Consider the following 17,299-nt stretch of genomic DNA (forward strand, 5'->3'; position numbering starts at 1 on the left):
TGAGGTTTTTAATTCGTTAGAAATTTTTGAATAATTGATTTTATTAATCTCATAAAGTAAATTAAATGCAAATACAGTTGAGGAAGTGAATTTTGGAAATAAATAATTTCTCATTGAATTTTGAATATATTTCAGAAAGAAAAATATTTTGTCATTCGATTGGATATGAACTTTTTCTTTTAAGGCAACGTAATTCTATGACGGGGGCTGAGTTAGGAAAATTATTGAATATCTCTCAACAACAAATTTCTCGTTATGAACGAGGAATAAATAAAATACCTATTGATATACTTTTTCACATACTAAATATATTTGATATTTCAATAAGTGATTTCTTTGAAAAGGTTTCCAAAAGAGTTATCACATTAAAATATAAAATAAAATATGATTCTGATAATAATATTCCATTCTTTGAGAATATTATTTAAATGTAAGATAAGTAATATTATTGGTGGCAAGTATATTAAGTATATCAATGAATTAATTAATAGGGATTTTATTTAAAATTAAAATCCTATTTATTTAATGTTTATTAAATTACCCTTATTAAGGCAGTTAACACTTTATCATATAATTAGTATATGGATTCAAATATTGTTATCTAATATAGATTTACTATTTTAATTTATAAGTGAAGTTGTTGTATATTTACCTGTAATGTAAAAGGAAAAGTCAATGCTTAAAAAAAAGATGTTAGTTAAAGCTCTATTTACAGTATCTGTTTTATCACTGAGCGGTGTTGCTTCTGCAGCGACTATTGTTAATGGTGGTAAAATTAATTTTACTGGAGAAATTGTTAATGCTGCATGTGTTGTTAGTACAAAATCAATAGATCAAACTGTTAATATTGGACAATATCGTACCGCACAATTTGATAGTGTAGGGAAAACAGTTGGTAATACTGATTTTTATATCAATTTAGAAGCTTGTGATACGACTGTCGCACAGAATGCCTCAGTTTCATTTTCAGGTGTAAGTGATTCAAATGATAAAACAGTATTAGCTGTAAGCAATATTACAACAGGTGGTGCGGGTGCTGCGACGGGCGTTGGTATTGAAATTACAGATCATACAGGAAAAGTGTTACCACCAGACGGCTCTGTTTTTTCTACAGCAAAACAATTAATTGATGGATCAAATACACTTAACTTTGTTGCACGTTATAAATCTACATTAGATACCGTTACCCCTGGTCATGCTGATGCTGATGTAACTTTCAAAATGCAATATGAATAAATAAATTGGATTAATTTAAAGTATGACCTGATAAAGGTCATACTTTTATATCGAGGGAAATATGAAATATAGTTTAATATATTCTATTGTCCTATTTTTTACTCTTTCATTTACAGCCTATTCTAATGACAGGGAAAATATTTCTTTAGAAGATGGTATTGTGACTTTTAAAGGGGGAATTGTAGAGCCTGCTTGTACAGTATCTTCTGAAAGTGAATATCAAATTGTTGATCTTGGTGTTATTAGTAGTAACCAATTTCATGGAGTAGGAAGTCACTCTATAAAAATCCCATTTTTTATTAAATTAATGGGATGTAATAAAAGTATTACGGATAAAGTCAGTATAATTATTATAGGTGATGTAAACAATAATGATAAACGATTATTTAGCATCACCGATCAACAAAATTCAGCTTCAGGATTAGGTGTTGCATTATTTAATGATGAAGGTGAAATAATTATTCCTAATAAATTCAATAAGTATAAATTTATTGAAGAGAATGAATTAAAACTAAAATTTAAAGCAAGTTATCTGGCAACGAAAGAAAACGTTATCGGTGGAAAAGCTGACAGCGTAGTTTGGTTTGTTTTCAATTATCAATAAATAAACCTATCATTTGAGGTTAATATGCATTTAATATCTAAACACTTTATTGCGTTATTTTTTCTCTTCAGTTTTTCATCGCTATCATATGCGGGAGGTGTTGCATTAGCTGCAACACGCATAGTCTATCCTATGGATGCAAAACAGACGTCAATTACTCTTAATAATACAGATAAAAGATTACGCTTTTTAGTGCAATCATGGATTGATGATAGCCAAGATCAAAAAAGTAATGAATTTATTGTTACACCACCACTGTTTGTCAGCAAACCAGAAAGTGAAAACAAGCTAAGAATAATTTATGCTGGTAAGGCATTACCAAATGATAGAGAAAGTTTGTTCTGGTTAAATACAAAAGCAATCCCTGAAATTGAGCGAGAAGAAATAAAAGATAAAAATATATTACAGCTAGCAGTATTATCTAGAATAAAAATTTTTATTAGACCTCAAGGATTAAATTTTAACATAGAGGATGTACCTAATAGTCTTGAGTTTAAAAAATCACAAGGAAACATAATAGTAAATAATCCTTCACCTTATTACGCGACATTAATTAATTTAGAAGCTGATAATGAACAGCTAAATAGTATTATGGTTCCTCCTATGGGAACAGTAATGATTAAAGTCAGCAAGCCTAACTATAGTCAAATATCTTATCAAACTATTAATGATTATGGTGCTAGTACACCCAAAGTAACGAAACAGATTGGTAAGTAATGCTATAACATTCATTAATGATAAGGCTTTATTATGCTAAAATCTAAAACTATATGTTTTAATTTATATATCTTTTTAGGTACATGCTTTTCTGGTGTGGTGTATGCGGATAGTTTTTTTAATCCTAACTTAATTTCAAATATTGATAATGAAGTAGCAGATTTATCTCGATTTGATAAAGGTGAAGGCCAACCTGAAGGAATGTATTCAGTAGAAATTTATGTAAACGATGAATATGTTGAAACAAAAAATTTAATATTTTATGAAAGCGATGCATCATCCGATGATACAGGTTTATTACCTTGTATAGATAATAAAACTTTGACAAATTTTGGAATAACTTTAACTGAAAATAGCAAAAAGAAATCAGAAGAGGTAGAAAGTAAAGATAGTGCTTGTGAGAATATTTTAGATAAAATAGAAAACTCAAGTGTTAAATTCGATTTTGAAGGACAAAAATTATTTTTAAGTATTCCACAAATAATGTTTAAAAATAATGTTCGTGGCTTTATCCCACCTGAAAAATGGGATAATGGGATTAATGCGTTTTTACTAAATTATAATTTCACAGGAAGAAATAGTAAGAACTTTAAGGATAACGTTGATAATAATAATTATTTTTTAAACTTAAATCCTGGTATTAATCTTGGTTCATGGCGATTTAGAAATGAAAGTTCATGGAACTATGCCAGTGGTGAAAGTAAGCAAAATAAATGGAGGAATATAAGAACATATGTACAAAAACCTATTATTCCATTACGTGCTGAATTAACCCTTGGTGACTCTTTTTCTAATGGAACCATTTTTGATAGTCTTGGTTTTAGAGGGATTAAGCTAGAATCTGATGATAATATGTTGCCTGATAGCATGAGAGGATTTGCACCTACGATAAAGGGTATTGCGAATAGCAATGCTATTGTTACAGTCAAGCAGAATGGTTTTGTTATTTATCAAATTTCTGTACCTCCAGGTGCATTTGAAATAAAAGATCTCTATGCCACATCAAGTAGCGGTAATTTAGATGTCACAATCAAAGAGAATAACGGTAAAATTACACAATTTGTTGTACCTTATTCAAATGTGCCTATTTTACAACGTGAAGGACGCTTAAAATACGAATTGATTGGAGGGGAATTTCGTAGCGGAGCAGATTATCAAGATAAACCTAATTTTGGTCAATTAAGTTTAGTATATGGCTTACCTTATAATATGACGTTATATGGAGGAAGCCAATTTTCAAATAATTATCAAGCCTATGCGATTGGTTTAGGTGGTAATCTAGGCACCTTTGGGGCGATATCAGCAGATGTAATACAGGCGAATAGTATATTGCCAAACGATGAGCATAAAAAAGGGCAGTCATTCCGATTACTTTATGCTAAATCGATTAATAGCACAGGCACTAACTTTCAAATAATGGGGTATCGATATTCAACGCAAGGCTATTATACCCTAAATGAAGTTAGTTATAAAAAAATGGCAGGGCGTGAAATAGTAACAGATAATGGAATAATAAGAGATGAGGATAACTTATCTAACTACTATAATTTAAATTATTCTAAAAAAGGGAGGTTTCAACTTAATATAAATCAGCAAATTACCAATAATAGTTCTTTGTATATTTTAGGCTCTTACCAAAACTATTGGCGCACAACTGAAACTGAACAGTTATGGCAACTGGGTTATAATGCTAATATTGATAGGATAAATTATAGTCTTAGTTTATCGAAATTAAAATCACCGGGTATGCGTGGTGATAATAAAAATGTAGCTTTTAATATATCAATTCCTCTTAATGATGTATTTAACCAACAAACTGTAAGTGACTTACATTCAAGTAGAAATAGTATGTATGCTGTTTACTCAATGAATAGAAGCGATGACAATGTTTGGGTCAATCAAGTGGGACTAACAGGAACTCTCCTTGAAGACAATAATTTAAATTATAATATTCAACAAGGATATACGCATAATGGTTCTGGTTATTCAGGAATGGTTTATGCTAATTATAAAGGTAAATATGCTAATATAGGTAGCGGATATAATTATAGTAATGATTGGCATGAGTTTAATTATAGTTTAAATGGTGGTGTTGTTGCTCATGCAGGTGGTATTACTTTAACTCAACCTTTAGGGGATACCAATATTCTTATTAAAGCAAATGATGCTAATAATATTAAAGTAGAAAATGCAAATGGTATATTAACTGATAATAATGGTTATGCTGTCTTACCGTTTGCTTCAACATATAAAAATAATCGAGTTTCATTAGATGTTAATTCATTAGAAGAAAATATTGAATTAGAAAATACGATTATTAATGTAGTTCCTACTAAAGGGGCATTGGTTGAAGCTAATTTTAAAACGAATATTGGCTATCGAGCAATGGTTACATTAAGCAAAAAAGATGGCGCTATTATACCTTTCGGTGCGATGGTTGTTGATGAAGAGCGTTCCGTAAGTGGTATTGTTGGCGATAATGGGAATGTTTTTATCTCTGGTTTAGCACCTGTTGGTAGGCTAAAAGCAAAATGGGGAAAAATGGCTGATCAACAATGTATATTCGATTACCAAATTAATGAGAAGTCATCAAAAGAAAAAGGTATCTATTTTATTTCTTCCACATGCCAATATTAAAAACAAGCATATTTACGGATTTTATTATGATTAGAATAGTATTGTTTACAATAATAGCCATTATTTCAAATAATGCAGTCGCTGTGAGCTGTGTCAGTGGTTGTAATGCGAATGAATATTCCACGCTTAGTGGACAACTATCAAAGACGGAAAATAAAGTCGGTGTTACTAAAGATGCTTCTGATATTACTTTGTCCAATCGAATTACATTAAGATGGAATGCGGGACAAGCGCAAACATGGGCGACATATTCCAATGGTAATATTCCTAGTGCAAATACCAGCAATAATGACTGGATTTATTCTAAGATAGATGACTATATTTCTGTTGCGTTAAGAATGACTAATAATTGTAGAACAATTTATGTCCCTTATAATGTACCTACGCTAAGCTCTACTTGTGGTGCCCGTACTTATACTGAAAACGAAGAAAGCGTCGTTTCTGTAAGAAAGTATCAAACCAGAATAAAAATTGACAAAGCTATTATTTCTGGTACCTATGTAAAAAATATTTTTGTAGGCGAATTTGGTTTTTGCCAACCACAGAATTGTGCGACTAAACAAACTATCATTACAAAGCTATTTTTAAATCTTTCAATGACAGTTCCACAATCTTGCGTTATTAATTCAGGGCAAGTGTTGAATATTGATTTTGACAATATTCCTGCATCAAGTTTTAAAGTAGCAGGGAAAAAAGCCGAAGGAGTTAATACGGTTTCTAGAAACTTAAGTATTCAATGTGACAATATAGATGCCAGTGCTGATTTAACAATGCGATTACAAGCAGATTCAGTTCAAGGTAATGCTATTGTTTCTAATAATAAAAGTGTTGGCTTTGTGGTTGCTAATTCAAGTGGATCTGAATTAACACCTAATGATTTATCAAGTTTTATTCCTTTCAGACTCAACCAAAATGCTGATGCTAATGTCACGATTAATGTTTATCCCGTAAGTATTGATGGAAAAACACCAACTGAAGGCGCTGTCACATCAAGTGGCTTTCTAAGAGTTGATTTCCCTTAATTTTAATAGGCTAATATCATGAATGAGTTATTACATACTAGAAAAATAATGCGCTTTCTATTATGGGGAATGCTACTTTTTAGCGGATATACAGTATTTTTTACTAAAGATGCAACAGCAGAATTAGCTAATACAAATATTGTTATAAAAGCGAACATTGTGGCAAATACTTGTAGAGTCAGCCCTGATTCGCTAAATAAATTTGTTGACTTAGGGGTTTGGGGAACAAAAGATTTTCAGCAAAAAAATACAACAGAGCCAGTAAAGTTTACACTTAACTTAACTGATTGCAGTATTGTTACTAGCGGTGTAAAAGTAATGTTTAGTGGTGATACTGACAGTAAGGATAGTACCTTGTTTAAGTTGGCAGAAAAAAATGCGGCTCAAAATATAGGTATTGCTATTTTAGATAAAAATCAGAATAAAATATTACCGGGAAAAAGTAGTATGATTTACCCTGTAGAGACAACTAATAATATTTCTCTCGATTTTTATGCGCAATATATCGCAACTAATAAGGACGTAGTTGGGGGAAGTGCAAATGGTGAAGTATTATTTTCTTTAGAATATCTGTAAATAACAAGGGAACTGTGTCGTTCCCTTTTAAATAAATTTATAACTATTGGCTGTAGAGGATTATATCCATCCTTTAGTTCTAAACTCTTTTAACGTCGCGACAAAATAACTCATCTCCTCAGGGGTTCCTAAGGTCAAACGGCTCCAACCTAATGCGGGAGGAAACTCACGTCCTACCATAATATTTGCCGCTTTCATTCTCTCTTGATAAGTTTTCACATCACCTTTGACTTTATGAAAAATAAAGTTGGCGTGAGAAGGTGCATACTCGATATTTAAGGCGTTTAAAGTATCAACCACCATTTGTCGTGATACATCAATTGACTTGCGACTATATGCCACAAAAGCGTGATCTTTTAACGAGGCTAATGCGCTAACAGCACCGGCAGTATTGGTATTATCAATAGAAACGAAACTATCTACTTCACTAATTACCTCAGGGACTGCCACACCATAGCCTACCCTTAATCCAGCTAATGCATAAATTTTTGAAAATGTACGGGTAACAATCAAGTTTTTATAACCTTGAGCAACTAATGCTATCGCACTGGTAAATTCAGGTGTTGTCACAAATTCAGCGTAAGCTTCATCAATAATAAAAAAGACATTTTCTTTTGCTGAGGTGATCCAATTTGTTAATGCCGCTGTTGGTGTCAGCATTGCGGTTGGGTTATTAGGATTGCACAGATATACCATGCTAATACCATCAAATGCTTGTGCTTTTTTCTGCATGGCGGTTAAATCAAAAGCCAATGTGTTATCAACCGGCACTTTTACGATATTAACACCTAAAGGTTCAGCATAAAGTTCGGCATAATTAAACGTTGGATCAGGCACAATTAGTTGTGCCGCTTTACCTGCTTTTTGCGCTTTATTAGCCACATATTGTACGGCTGCTTGTATGGTTTCAGAGGAGCCATTACCTAGAGTGATGTGTTTGTCTGATAGCTTAAATTCTTCACCTAATGCACTGATCAGTGCGCTTCGCGCATCATCTGGATAGCGAAAAGCATGGGGAAGTGCATCAATAATCGCCTGTTTGGCATTGGATGACATGCCTAGCGAGTTTTCATTAAAGTTTAACAGTAAAGGATTTTCTGCATTAAATAGCTGTTTAGGGTTTGAAGTTTCTGCGGCATAGGTAGCGCTAACAAACGAACTTAATGAAAGTCCCCCGATCACTAAGCTTGATGATGTTAAAAATGAACGACGATTCATGTGATGTTTCCCCAAGTAAATTATTCTACATTTTTATTGTTTATGTAGATTACTAAAAAAATACAATAAGTAAATAAATATGTTTTAATTTTGATTATTTATTCATTCTTGGGTCGGTTTTTAGGAATTAGCTTAAGCATGTCAACATGAAATAAAGTCAGAAAATAGCGATGTATTGCATAAGGTGTGTGATGCAGGCTAATAAAAAAGGGAACCGATAACACGGGTTCCCTTGAGAGATAAGATAGCTCAGTCGCTAATTAATTTGATTCTGGAAATGTTAATGTTGCACCGGGCGCTTCACGACTTAAGTGAATAAAGTTTAAGTGTTTTTCATATTGGTCGAGAATATCACTGATCACTTGCTCCTTGGTATAGTCCATTAAATCATTACCCTGTGAACCTTCCCATAAATAGGTTTCTAGTCGGTAATAATGGGATTTACCTCGACGAGCACGATAAGTAAATGCAGGTACTGAATATTTTTGTGGCCATATTTGATAAATAAAATGCTGCTCTTGGCCTAAATCAACCACTAATTCTAAATGGTTTAAACGAGGCTCTTCTTCCAGCGGGTAAAGATTAAACGAGACATTTGCACCACGTAATGACAGCTCATTAGCCACATCTTGCATCGCTGGGGTACAAACTAAATCTAACATCCGTTGGGTATAGGTAGTACCTGGAAAATTCATCACTCGACCTAGACGCTGTTTCCAGTTCATGGTGGTGTTACCATAAAGAGGTGCTGGCGCATTGGTGTTTAATGAACTGACGCGTCTAAAATCTTCTACTTTTAATGACTTATATAGTCCTGCCATAATAAAGAAAATAACAAAGCTAAAAGGCAATCCCATAATAACCGTGGTATTTTGCAAAGCAGAAACCCCGTCTGCCATTAACATACCTAATGTTAATAGACCAATAGCGATAGACCAGAATATGCGTAGCCAATTTGGGGCATCATTATTTATATCACTCAGTTGAGAAGTGAAGTTACCTAAAACTAATGAACCGGAGTCTGCCGAGGTTACATAGAAAAGTAATCCTGTAATAGTCGCTACGGAAGCGGTTAAACCGAATCCCGGATAGAGTTCAAGTAGAGAATAAAAGCCTTTTTCTGGTGAGGCTAATACTGTTTCAGCAAAGGTTTGATTACCGTGGATCACTTCATAAAGTGCACTATTACCAAAGATAGACAACCATAATAGCGTGAATACAAAAGGGATGATCAAGGTGCCTATAACGAATTGACGGATAGTTCTCCCCCTTGAGATACGTGCTAAAAATAAGCCCACAAAAGGTGACCAAGCAACCCACCAAGCCCAGAAGAAAAGTGTCCAGCTATTCATCCAATCCGTTGGTCTATCAAAAGCAAAGCTATTTAGCGTCATTCCTAAGAATCGGTTTACATAATCACCGACATTAAGTACTAACGCATTTAATAAAAATTCAGTATCGCCAGCAAATAGGATAAATAAAATTAACCCTAAAGCGAGTAATACATTTAATTCGGAAAGAATACGTATGCCTTTATTGACGCCTGATGTGGCTGAGATCACCGCCATAATTACGGAAAGTAGAATTAAACCACCTTGTACACCTAACCCTTGCGGTAAATCGAAGAGAACTTTCAACCCATAATTAAGTTGTACTACGCCAATACCTAAGGTGGTGGCAATACCAAAAATAGTACCCAATACGGCAGCAATATCGACAGTATGACCGATGGGGCCATAAATACGATTGCCAAAGATAGGATAAAGTGCAGAGCGGATGGTCAAGGGTAAATTATAACGATAACTAAAATACCCGAGTGCAATACCAATCAGTGCATACATAGACCAGCCCGTCAGGCCATAGTGGAATAATGTCCACACCATCGACTGACGGGCTGCTTCTATTGTTTCACCTTCGCCAGTAGGCGGTAGCATATATTGGGTAATAGGCTCAGCGACTGAGAAAAACATTAAGTCAATCCCGATCCCCGCGGCAAACAACATAGCAGACCAGCTTAATACACTAAATTCAGGCTTTGACTGTTCTGGGCCTAATTTAATATTACCAAAGCGAGATGTGGCAACGAAAATAACGAAAACAATGTACAAAGTTGCCGCTAATAAATAGTACCAACCAAAGGTTTTTGATACCCAACCTAGTGTTTTAATGATCCATGCATTGGCGGTATCTGTCATTAAAATAGTGAAAAAAGAGAACGCTAAAATCAGCGTTGCGGAAGCGAAAAAAACAACAGAATTGAGCTTGTCTTTCTGTGGTTTTTTTGAGCTATTAAGAGTTGTCATCAGAAATTCCAAAAATTTATTCATCTAAAAGTTAAAAGTTGCATTCTTTGCTAATCAATTGATTTATATGCAAAGATTCAAATTTTCACGATCTGCTCCTTATGTCATTTGTGAATTAATTGTGATAAACAATAGTTAATATTGATTGAATGTTCAATTAAAAAAACGTTTAATAAAAGTGTTCAATGTATTTTTTAGGTCTTGAAAACATGCCGAAGATAGGGATGCAGTCGATACGTAAACAGCAATTAATTCAGGCGACATTAGCGGTGATTAATGAGGTCGGAATGCAAGATGCCAGCATTGCATTAATTGCACGAAAGGCCGGGGTATCTAATGGCATTATAAGCCACTACTTCCGTGATAAAAATGGTTTATTGGAAGCGGCAATGCGCCATATCCAATATCAGTTAGGTTTTGCCGTCGCAATGCGATTACGTATTTTAAGCGATGCTGAGCCTAAATTGCGTATTCAAGCCATTGTCGATGGTAACTTTGATACGTCACAAACCAGTGAAACCGCAATGAAAACTTGGCTGGCTTTTTGGGCAAGTAGCATGCATCAGCCTAATTTGCATCGTTTACAAAAAGTTAATGATAGACGTTTGTACTCTAATCTCTGTTATGAATTTGGACGTGCGTTAACAAAAGATAAAGCACGCTTAGCCGCCAAAGGCTTGGCCGCTTTAATCGATGGTTTATGGCTACGTAGTGCCCTTAGCGAGGAGCCATTTTCGTTAGCAGAAGCAAAAAAAATTACTGATGAGTATATCGATATGCAACTTAATCTTTGCCAGGATAAACAGACTTAACTTACTCACTATAAAGGAGAAAATATGCAAAACCCACCGTTACACAAGCTTTATATTCATGGTGGATATGTTGATTGCGCACAACCTGAATGTGAACAATTTGCCGCAATTAATCCTGCTACAGGTGAGATGATTGCACATTTACAATCAGCCTGTGAAGAAGATATTAATTGGGCGGTAGAAAGTGCAAAGCAAGGACAAAAAATATGGGCTGCCATGCCTGCGATGGCGCGCTCCCGTATTCTTCGACGTGCCGTGGATATTTTACGTGAACGTAATGATGAGTTAGCGCATTTAGAAACGTTAGACACCGGTAAACCCCTGTCTGAAACACGTTATGTCGATATTGTCACCGGTGCTGATGTATTGGAATACTATGCAGGTCTTATTCCTGCCCTTGAAGGAGAGCAGATCCCACTACGTGACAGCGCTTTTGTTTACACCCGTCGTGAGCCATTAGGTGTTGTTGCCGGCATTGGTGCATGGAATTATCCAATTCAAATTGCGTTATGGAAATCAGCACCTGCATTAGCAGCAGGTAATGCGATGATTTTTAAACCGAGTGAAATGACATCATTAACGGCATTAAAATTGGCTGAAATATATACTGAAGCGGGCTTGCCTCAAGGGGTATTTAATGTGGTAACGGGTGATGCCACTGTAGGGCAATGGCTAACGCAGCACCCTGATATCGCTAAAGTCTCATTTACGGGGGGGATCGATACTGGGAAAAAAGTGATGGCGAGCGCTTCTTCATCAAGCTTAAAAGATGTCACTATGGAGCTAGGTGGTAAGTCACCGTTAATTATTTTTGATGATGCCGATCTTGATACCGCAGCTGATATCGCCATGATGGCTAATTTCTATAGTTCAGGACAAGTATGTACCAATGGAACACGCGTATTTGTGCCAGAAAAGTTAAAACAAGCTTTTGAAGCTAAAATCATTGAGCGTGTCTCTCGTATTCGCGTTGGTTCACCACTGGAAATGGATACCAACTTTGGACCATTAGTCAGCTTCCCTCATCTTGAAAAAGTTTTAAGCTATATCGAGTTAGGTAAAGCTCAAGGTGCAAAACTACTTTGTGGTGGTGAACGTTTATTCGCTGGTGCATTGGCGAAAGGGGCTTATGTGGCGCCAACGGTATTTACCGATTGTACTGATGATATGAAAATCACGCAGGACGAAATCTTCGGCCCTGTAATGAGCATTTTAAGTTATCAAACAGAAGATGAAGTTATTTTACGTGCCAATAATAGTGTATATGGATTAGCCGCAGGCTTGGTGACTCGAGATCTGACAACGGCACATCGCGTTATACATCAATTAGAAGCCGGAATTTGCTGGATCAATACTTGGGGTGAATCTGCAGCAGAAATGCCTGTTGGTGGTTATAAACATTCCGGTGTTGGCCGTGAAAATGGGCTTGTCACACTACAAAATTACACTCAAATCAAATCTATTCAAGTTGAACTTGGGGAGTTTTCATCCGTTTTTTAATCCATTCTATTTTTAATTTTAATGACTGAAACAGAGGAGATAACAATGGTCTATGACTACATTATTATCGGTGCTGGTTCAGCCGGTAACGTTCTTGCTACCCGCTTGACAGAAGATCCTGATGTTACTGTGCTGCTCCTTGAAGCTGGAGGACCGGACTACAGGTTCGATTTTCGCACACAAATGCCAGCAGCATTAGCTTATCCGTTACAGGGTAGACGCTATAATTGGGCTTATGAAACAGAGCCTGAGCCACATATGAATAACCGCCGCATGGAGTGCGGGCGAGGTAAAGGATTAGGAGGATCATCACTCATTAATGGTATGTGTTACATTCGTGGTAACGCGATGGATTTTGATGAGTGGGCCAAATTACCCGGTCTTGAAGATTGGAATTATTTAAATTGCTTACCCTATTTTCGTAAAGCAGAAACCCGAGATATTGGGGCTAATGATTATCATGGTGATAGTGGGCCTGTTAGTGTGACTACACCGAAAAAGGGGAATAATGTTTTATTCCATGCGATGGTCGAAGCCGGTGTACAAGCTGGATATCCTAGAACTGACGATCTCAATGGTTATCAGCAAGAAGGATTTGGCCCTATGGATAGAACGGTAACCCCCCATGGGCGTCGAGCCAGTACGGCACGGGGTTATCTTGACCAAGCTAAATCGCGCAAAAACTTAACTATTGAGACACATGCTACAACCGATATTATTGAATTTGAGGGTAAAAAAGCAAGTGGTGTGCGCTATTTTAAAGGAACGAATACCACGCCACAGCATGTGAAAGCACGTAAAGAAATACTGCTTTGTGCCGGGGCGATTGCATCACCACAAATCTTACAACGCTCAGGTGTCGGCCCTGAAGATGTTCTCAATGAGTTTGATATTTCGCCAGTACATGTTTTACCGGGTGTAGGGCAGAATTTGCAAGATCATCTAGAGATGTATCTGCAATATGAATGCAAACAACCCGTTTCACTTTATCCAGCGTTAAAATGGTATAACCAACCTAAAATTGGTGCCGAGTGGTTATTTAAAGGAACGGGCATTGGGGCGAGCAATCAATTTGAAGCAGGGGGTTTTATTCGCTCAAGTGAAAAGTTTGCTTGGCCAAATATTCAGTTTCACTTTTTACCAGTGGCGATTAATTATAATGGCAGTAATGCAGTGGAAGTGCATGGTTTTCAAGCTCATGTGGGGTCGATGCGTTCACCCAGTCGTGGACGTATAAAAATAACCTCACGAGATCCGCATCAGCATCCAAGCATCTTGTTTAATTACATGTCAACAGAGCAAGATTGGCAAGAGTTTAGGGCTGCTATTCGTATCACGAGAGAAATTATGGCGCAACCTGCATTAGATCCCTATCGCGGTGAAGAAATTAGTCCGGGGAAAGATATTCAAACGGATGAACAGCTGGATGCTTTTGTACGTGAACGGGCAGAAACAGCATTTCACCCTTGTGGTAGTTGTAAAATGGGAAATGATGAAATGGCCGTCGTAGATGGTGCCGGACGCGTTCATGGTATAGAAAGCTTAAGAGTTATTGATGCTTCCATTATGCCCAATATAATTACTGGCAATTTAAATGCGACAACCATTATGATTGCTGAAAAAATGGCAGACAAAATTAAAGGCATTAAACCATTGCCAGCAAGCCAAGCAGATTACTATGTTGCTGGACATTCACCTGCCAGAAGAAATTAATTAACTTATCAAAACAATAGTCAAGAGGAATGAAAATTCCTCTTTTTTGTGACTGAAAGTAAAGCTTCTTTTTTCGTTATTATTTTATTTTTTTTAAGTTTTATTAAATATTATTTATGTATTTTTTCATAATTAAATGATTATGAACTTTCCATTGTTATCATAAATATTTCTAAAGCAATCTCCTTTTTACAATCATTTTAAATAAGTCGAGTGACTCAAGTAAAACAACCATAACATCAGGATTGATGTGAGATATATCAATTTTTTTTCTATCACCGATCCCATTAATTATCATAAACAGAGTACGAAAACGTTTGCATAAAATTTTTATGCCGATAGAATGCGTCAGATTTTTTGGCCTGGTGAAATGAATAGGGGGTTAAAGTGTCTCAGGACAACAATTATAGTCAGGGCCCGGTGCCCATATCCGCAAGAAAGGGTGGATTAGCGTTAACCTTTGTGATGTTGGGATTAACGTTTTTTTCAGCCAGTATGTGGACTGGCGGCGCTCTTGGTACTGGTCTCTCCTTTAATGATTTCTTCCTCGCAGTTCTTATCGGTAATCTTCTCCTTGGTATTTACACCGCATTTCTTGGTTTTATTGGTTCTAAAACAGGTCTCACCACTCATCTTCTTGCTCGTTACTCTTTTGGTATTAAAGGCTCTTGGCTTCCCTCATTTTTACTCGGTGGTACACAAGTCGGTTGGTTTGGTGTCGGTGTTGCGATGTTTGCTATTCCCGTAGGTAAAGCCACGGGGATTGATATTAATCTCCTGATTGCAATATCAGGAATTTTAATGACTATCACTGTGTTTTTTGGTATCTCTGCATTAACTATTCTCTCCATTATTGCGGTTCCTGCTATTGCTATCCTAGGAAGTTACTCTGTATATCTTGCGGTACATGATATGGGAGGGATTAATACACTAATGGCAGTGAAGCCTGCCGAACAACTCGATTTTAATTTAGCCCTTGCCATGGTGGTAGGCTCTTTTATCAGTGCCGGTACATTAACGGCGGATTTTGTTCGTTTTGGACGTAACCCTAAAATTGCCGTGATTGTCGCTATTGTGGCTTTTTTCTTAGGAAATACTTTGATGTTTGTCTTTGGTGCTGCGGGAGCGGCATCATTAGGCATGGCGGATATTTCCGATGTGATGATAGCGCAAGGTTTATTACTGCCGGCGATCATTGTATTAGGTTTAAATATCTGGACGACCAATGATAATGCGTTATATGCATCAGGGTTAGGTTTTGCCAATATCACAGGGTTATCCAGTAAAAAATTATCTGTGGTTAATGGCATTATCGGCACATTGTGTGCGCTATGGCTTTATAATAATTTTGTTGGTTGGTTAACCTTTCTATCCGCGGCGATCCCTCCTGTAGGTGGCGTTATTATTGCAGATTATCTGATGAATAGAGCGCGGTATAATCAATTCAACGCTGACAAGATGCAAAATGTGAACTGGGTAGCCTTACTTGCTGTGGCTATCGGTATTGCTGCCGGTCACTGGTTACCAGGGATCGTACCTGTTAATGCCGTATTAGGTGGCGCAATCAGTTTCGCGGTATTAAATCCAATATTAAATCGTCGTACAGCTCGACAAGCGGAGATAAGTCATGCTGGGTAAAAATATAGAACAAATTAATCATGCTCGTTTAGCTGGAAAAGAAGGTTTATGGCGCATTACAGTTAAAAATAACCAGATTGCAGCCATTGAGCCACAACCGCAAAGCGATTTTCATCCCCAAGGGTTAGATGCACAAGGTGGATTGGTTCACGCTCCTTTTGTTGAACCTCATATACATTTAGACACCACGCAGACAGCAGGACAGCCAAACTGGAATCAATCAGGAACCTTATTTGAAGGTATTGAGCGTTGGGCAGAAAGAAAAGCATTACTCACCCATGATGATGTTAAACAACGGGCGTGGCAAACATTACAATGGCAAATCGCCAATGGTATTCAGCATGTAAGAACCCATGTTGATGTTTCTGATGCATCGTTAACGGCTTTAAAAGCCATGTTAGAAGTCAAACAAGAAGTCAAACCTTGGGTTGATTTACAAATTGTGGCATTTCCCCAAGAAGGGATATTATCTTACCCTAATGGCGAAGCATTATTAGAAGAGGCCTTGAAATTAGGTGCGGATGTTGTGGGGGCAATCCCGCACTTTGAATTTACCCGTGAGTATGGCGTGGAGTCACTACATAAAACCTTCGCATTAGCGCTGAAATACGATCGACTTATTGATGTGCATTGTGATGAAATTGATGATGAACAATCGCGTTTTGTTGAAACCGTTGCTGCATTAGCACATAAAGAAAATATCGGCTCACGGGTAACAGCAAGTCATACAACCGCTATGCACTCTTATAATGGCGCTTATACTTCGCGTTTATTTCGTTTATTAAAAATGTCAGGCATTAATTTTGTAGCCAATCCATTAGTGAATATCCATTTGCAAGGGCGTTTTGATAGTTATCCAAAACGTCGGGGGATCACCCGTGTCAAAGAGATGTTAGCGAGTGGTATTAATGTTTGCTTTGGTCATGACGATGTCTTTGATCCATGGTATCCATTAGGTACAGCAAATATGCTACAAGTGCTGCATATGGGGTTACATGTTTGTCAGTTAATGGGCTATGGGCAAATTGATAATGGATTACAACTTATCAGTCATAATAGTGCAAAAACATTGGCATTAACGGATTATGGTGTGGAAGTCGGTAATAGTGCTAACTTTATTATTCTTCCTGCTGAAAATGGTTTTGATGCTTTACGTCGTCAAGTCCCTGTACGTTACTCTATTCGTCACGGTAAAGTGATTGCACAAACCGAGCCGGCTAAGACAGAAATTATGTTAGCTAAGCCAACGCCAATTACGTATAATTGACATCCTCCACGCCCTAAAGGACGTGGATCCCTACTGCGTTCAGACTGATGTCTGAA

General features: G+C 36.6%; 14 protein-coding genes. 12 read left to right on the plus strand and 2 right to left on the minus strand.

The genetic code is table 11. The annotated features are described in order from the left end of the window. The first annotated feature begins 92 nt into the window (after positions 1-92). The 7 genes from AACU98_RS17390 to AACU98_RS17420 all read left to right on the plus strand — a co-directional run bounded on the left by AACU98_RS17390 (position 93) and on the right by AACU98_RS17420 (position 6,792). Positions 93-428 carry a helix-turn-helix domain-containing protein gene (locus AACU98_RS17390; protein WP_012368005.1) on the plus strand — a complete coding sequence of 112 codons (336 nt, stop codon included), beginning with the start codon at positions 93-95 and terminating at the stop codon, positions 426-428. Between the two features lie 247 nt (positions 429-675). Beyond that, positions 676-1,236: a type 1 fimbrial major subunit FimA gene (fimA, locus tag AACU98_RS17395; protein ID WP_004243225.1), complete on the plus strand. Its 561-nt coding sequence runs from the start codon at positions 676-678 to the stop codon at positions 1,234-1,236. Between the two features lie 61 nt (positions 1,237-1,297). Then, positions 1,298-1,840: a fimbrial protein gene (locus tag AACU98_RS17400; protein WP_161734651.1), complete on the plus strand. Its 543-nt coding sequence runs from the start codon at positions 1,298-1,300 to the stop codon at positions 1,838-1,840. A gap of 24 nt (positions 1,841-1,864) precedes the next feature. Then, on the plus strand, positions 1,865-2,557 hold the full coding sequence (locus AACU98_RS17405; RefSeq protein WP_004243223.1) for a fimbria/pilus periplasmic chaperone: 693 nt from the start codon (positions 1,865-1,867) through the stop codon (positions 2,555-2,557). A gap of 33 nt (positions 2,558-2,590) precedes the next feature. Further along, positions 2,591-5,194 (plus strand): fimbria/pilus outer membrane usher protein, encoded by a 2,604-nt coding sequence (locus AACU98_RS17410; RefSeq protein WP_004243222.1) that lies wholly within the window; start codon positions 2,591-2,593, stop codon positions 5,192-5,194. A 26-nt stretch (positions 5,195-5,220) separates the two neighbouring features. Beyond that, positions 5,221-6,216: a fimbrial protein gene (locus tag AACU98_RS17415; RefSeq protein WP_004248210.1), complete on the plus strand. Its 996-nt coding sequence runs from the start codon at positions 5,221-5,223 to the stop codon at positions 6,214-6,216. An 18-nt stretch (positions 6,217-6,234) separates the two neighbouring features. After that, the gene (locus AACU98_RS17420) at positions 6,235-6,792 is read left to right on the plus strand and encodes a fimbrial protein (protein ID WP_004248209.1); all 558 of its coding nucleotides are present in this window, start codon (positions 6,235-6,237) and stop codon (positions 6,790-6,792) included. 60 nt (positions 6,793-6,852) lie between these two features. Here AACU98_RS17420 and AACU98_RS17425 read toward each other — a convergent pair whose 3' ends face one another. Continuing rightward, on the minus strand, positions 6,853-8,010 hold the full coding sequence (locus AACU98_RS17425) for a pyridoxal phosphate-dependent aminotransferase (RefSeq protein WP_161734654.1): 1,158 nt from the start codon (positions 8,008-8,010) through the stop codon (positions 6,853-6,855). A gap of 260 nt (positions 8,011-8,270) precedes the next feature. Next, complete coding sequence (locus AACU98_RS17430) at positions 8,271-10,313, minus strand: choline transporter (protein WP_004248207.1); 2,043 nt, start codon at positions 10,311-10,313, stop codon at positions 8,271-8,273. A 209-nt stretch (positions 10,314-10,522) separates the two neighbouring features. Here AACU98_RS17430 and betI point away from each other — a divergent pair, with 209 nt between their 5' ends. The 5 genes from betI (at position 10,523) to AACU98_RS17455 (ending at position 17,243) form a co-directional block, all read left to right on the plus strand. Then, complete coding sequence (gene betI / locus AACU98_RS17435; protein ID WP_004248206.1) at positions 10,523-11,125, plus strand: transcriptional regulator BetI; 603 nt, start codon at positions 10,523-10,525, stop codon at positions 11,123-11,125. Positions 11,126-11,149: 24 nt separating this feature from the next. After that, on the plus strand, positions 11,150-12,625 hold the full coding sequence (gene betB, locus AACU98_RS17440) for a betaine-aldehyde dehydrogenase (RefSeq protein ID WP_161734657.1): 1,476 nt from the start codon (positions 11,150-11,152) through the stop codon (positions 12,623-12,625). A gap of 45 nt (positions 12,626-12,670) precedes the next feature. Continuing rightward, positions 12,671-14,338 carry a choline dehydrogenase gene (betA, locus tag AACU98_RS17445; RefSeq protein WP_004250946.1) on the plus strand — a complete coding sequence of 556 codons (1,668 nt, stop codon included), beginning with the start codon at positions 12,671-12,673 and terminating at the stop codon, positions 14,336-14,338. Positions 14,339-14,725: 387 nt separating this feature from the next. Further along, positions 14,726-15,976, plus strand: a complete 1,251-nt coding sequence (codB, locus tag AACU98_RS17450) for a cytosine permease (protein WP_036905631.1) — start codon at positions 14,726-14,728, stop codon at positions 15,974-15,976. Beyond that, complete coding sequence (locus AACU98_RS17455) at positions 15,966-17,243, plus strand: cytosine deaminase (protein ID WP_017827793.1); 1,278 nt, start codon at positions 15,966-15,968, stop codon at positions 17,241-17,243. The genes codB and AACU98_RS17455 overlap by 11 nt, the downstream gene beginning before the upstream one ends. The last annotated feature ends 56 nt before the right edge of the window (positions 17,244-17,299 follow it).

The organism is Proteus sp. G4380, assembly GCF_963885725.1.
GTDB lineage: Bacteria > Pseudomonadota > Gammaproteobacteria > Enterobacterales > Enterobacteriaceae > Proteus > Proteus mirabilis.

What these genes read in the sequence shown, in the direction of transcription:
- fimA (WP_004243225.1), top strand. Translation starts at nt 676, where the DNA reads ATGCTTAAAAAAAAGATGTTAGTTAAAGCTCTATTTACAGTATCTGTT.
- AACU98_RS17400 (WP_161734651.1), top strand. Translation starts at nt 1,298, where the DNA reads ATGAAATATAGTTTAATATATTCTATTGTCCTATTTTTTACTCTTTCA.
- AACU98_RS17405 (WP_004243223.1), top strand. Translation starts at nt 1,865, where the DNA reads ATGCATTTAATATCTAAACACTTTATTGCGTTATTTTTTCTCTTCAGT.
- AACU98_RS17410 (WP_004243222.1), top strand. Translation starts at nt 2,591, where the DNA reads ATGCTAAAATCTAAAACTATATGTTTTAATTTATATATCTTTTTAGGT.
- AACU98_RS17415 (WP_004248210.1), top strand. Translation starts at nt 5,221, where the DNA reads ATGATTAGAATAGTATTGTTTACAATAATAGCCATTATTTCAAATAAT.
- AACU98_RS17420 (WP_004248209.1), top strand. Translation starts at nt 6,235, where the DNA reads ATGAATGAGTTATTACATACTAGAAAAATAATGCGCTTTCTATTATGG.
- AACU98_RS17425 (WP_161734654.1), bottom strand. Translation starts at nt 8,010, where the DNA reads ATGAATCGTCGTTCATTTTTAACATCATCAAGCTTAGTGATCGGGGGA.
- AACU98_RS17430 (WP_004248207.1), bottom strand. Translation starts at nt 10,313, where the DNA reads ATGACAACTCTTAATAGCTCAAAAAAACCACAGAAAGACAAGCTCAAT.
- betI (WP_004248206.1), top strand. Translation starts at nt 10,523, where the DNA reads ATGCCGAAGATAGGGATGCAGTCGATACGTAAACAGCAATTAATTCAG.
- betB (WP_161734657.1), top strand. Translation starts at nt 11,150, where the DNA reads ATGCAAAACCCACCGTTACACAAGCTTTATATTCATGGTGGATATGTT.
- betA (WP_004250946.1), top strand. Translation starts at nt 12,671, where the DNA reads ATGGTCTATGACTACATTATTATCGGTGCTGGTTCAGCCGGTAACGTT.
- AACU98_RS17455 (WP_017827793.1), top strand. Translation starts at nt 15,966, where the DNA reads ATGCTGGGTAAAAATATAGAACAAATTAATCATGCTCGTTTAGCTGGA.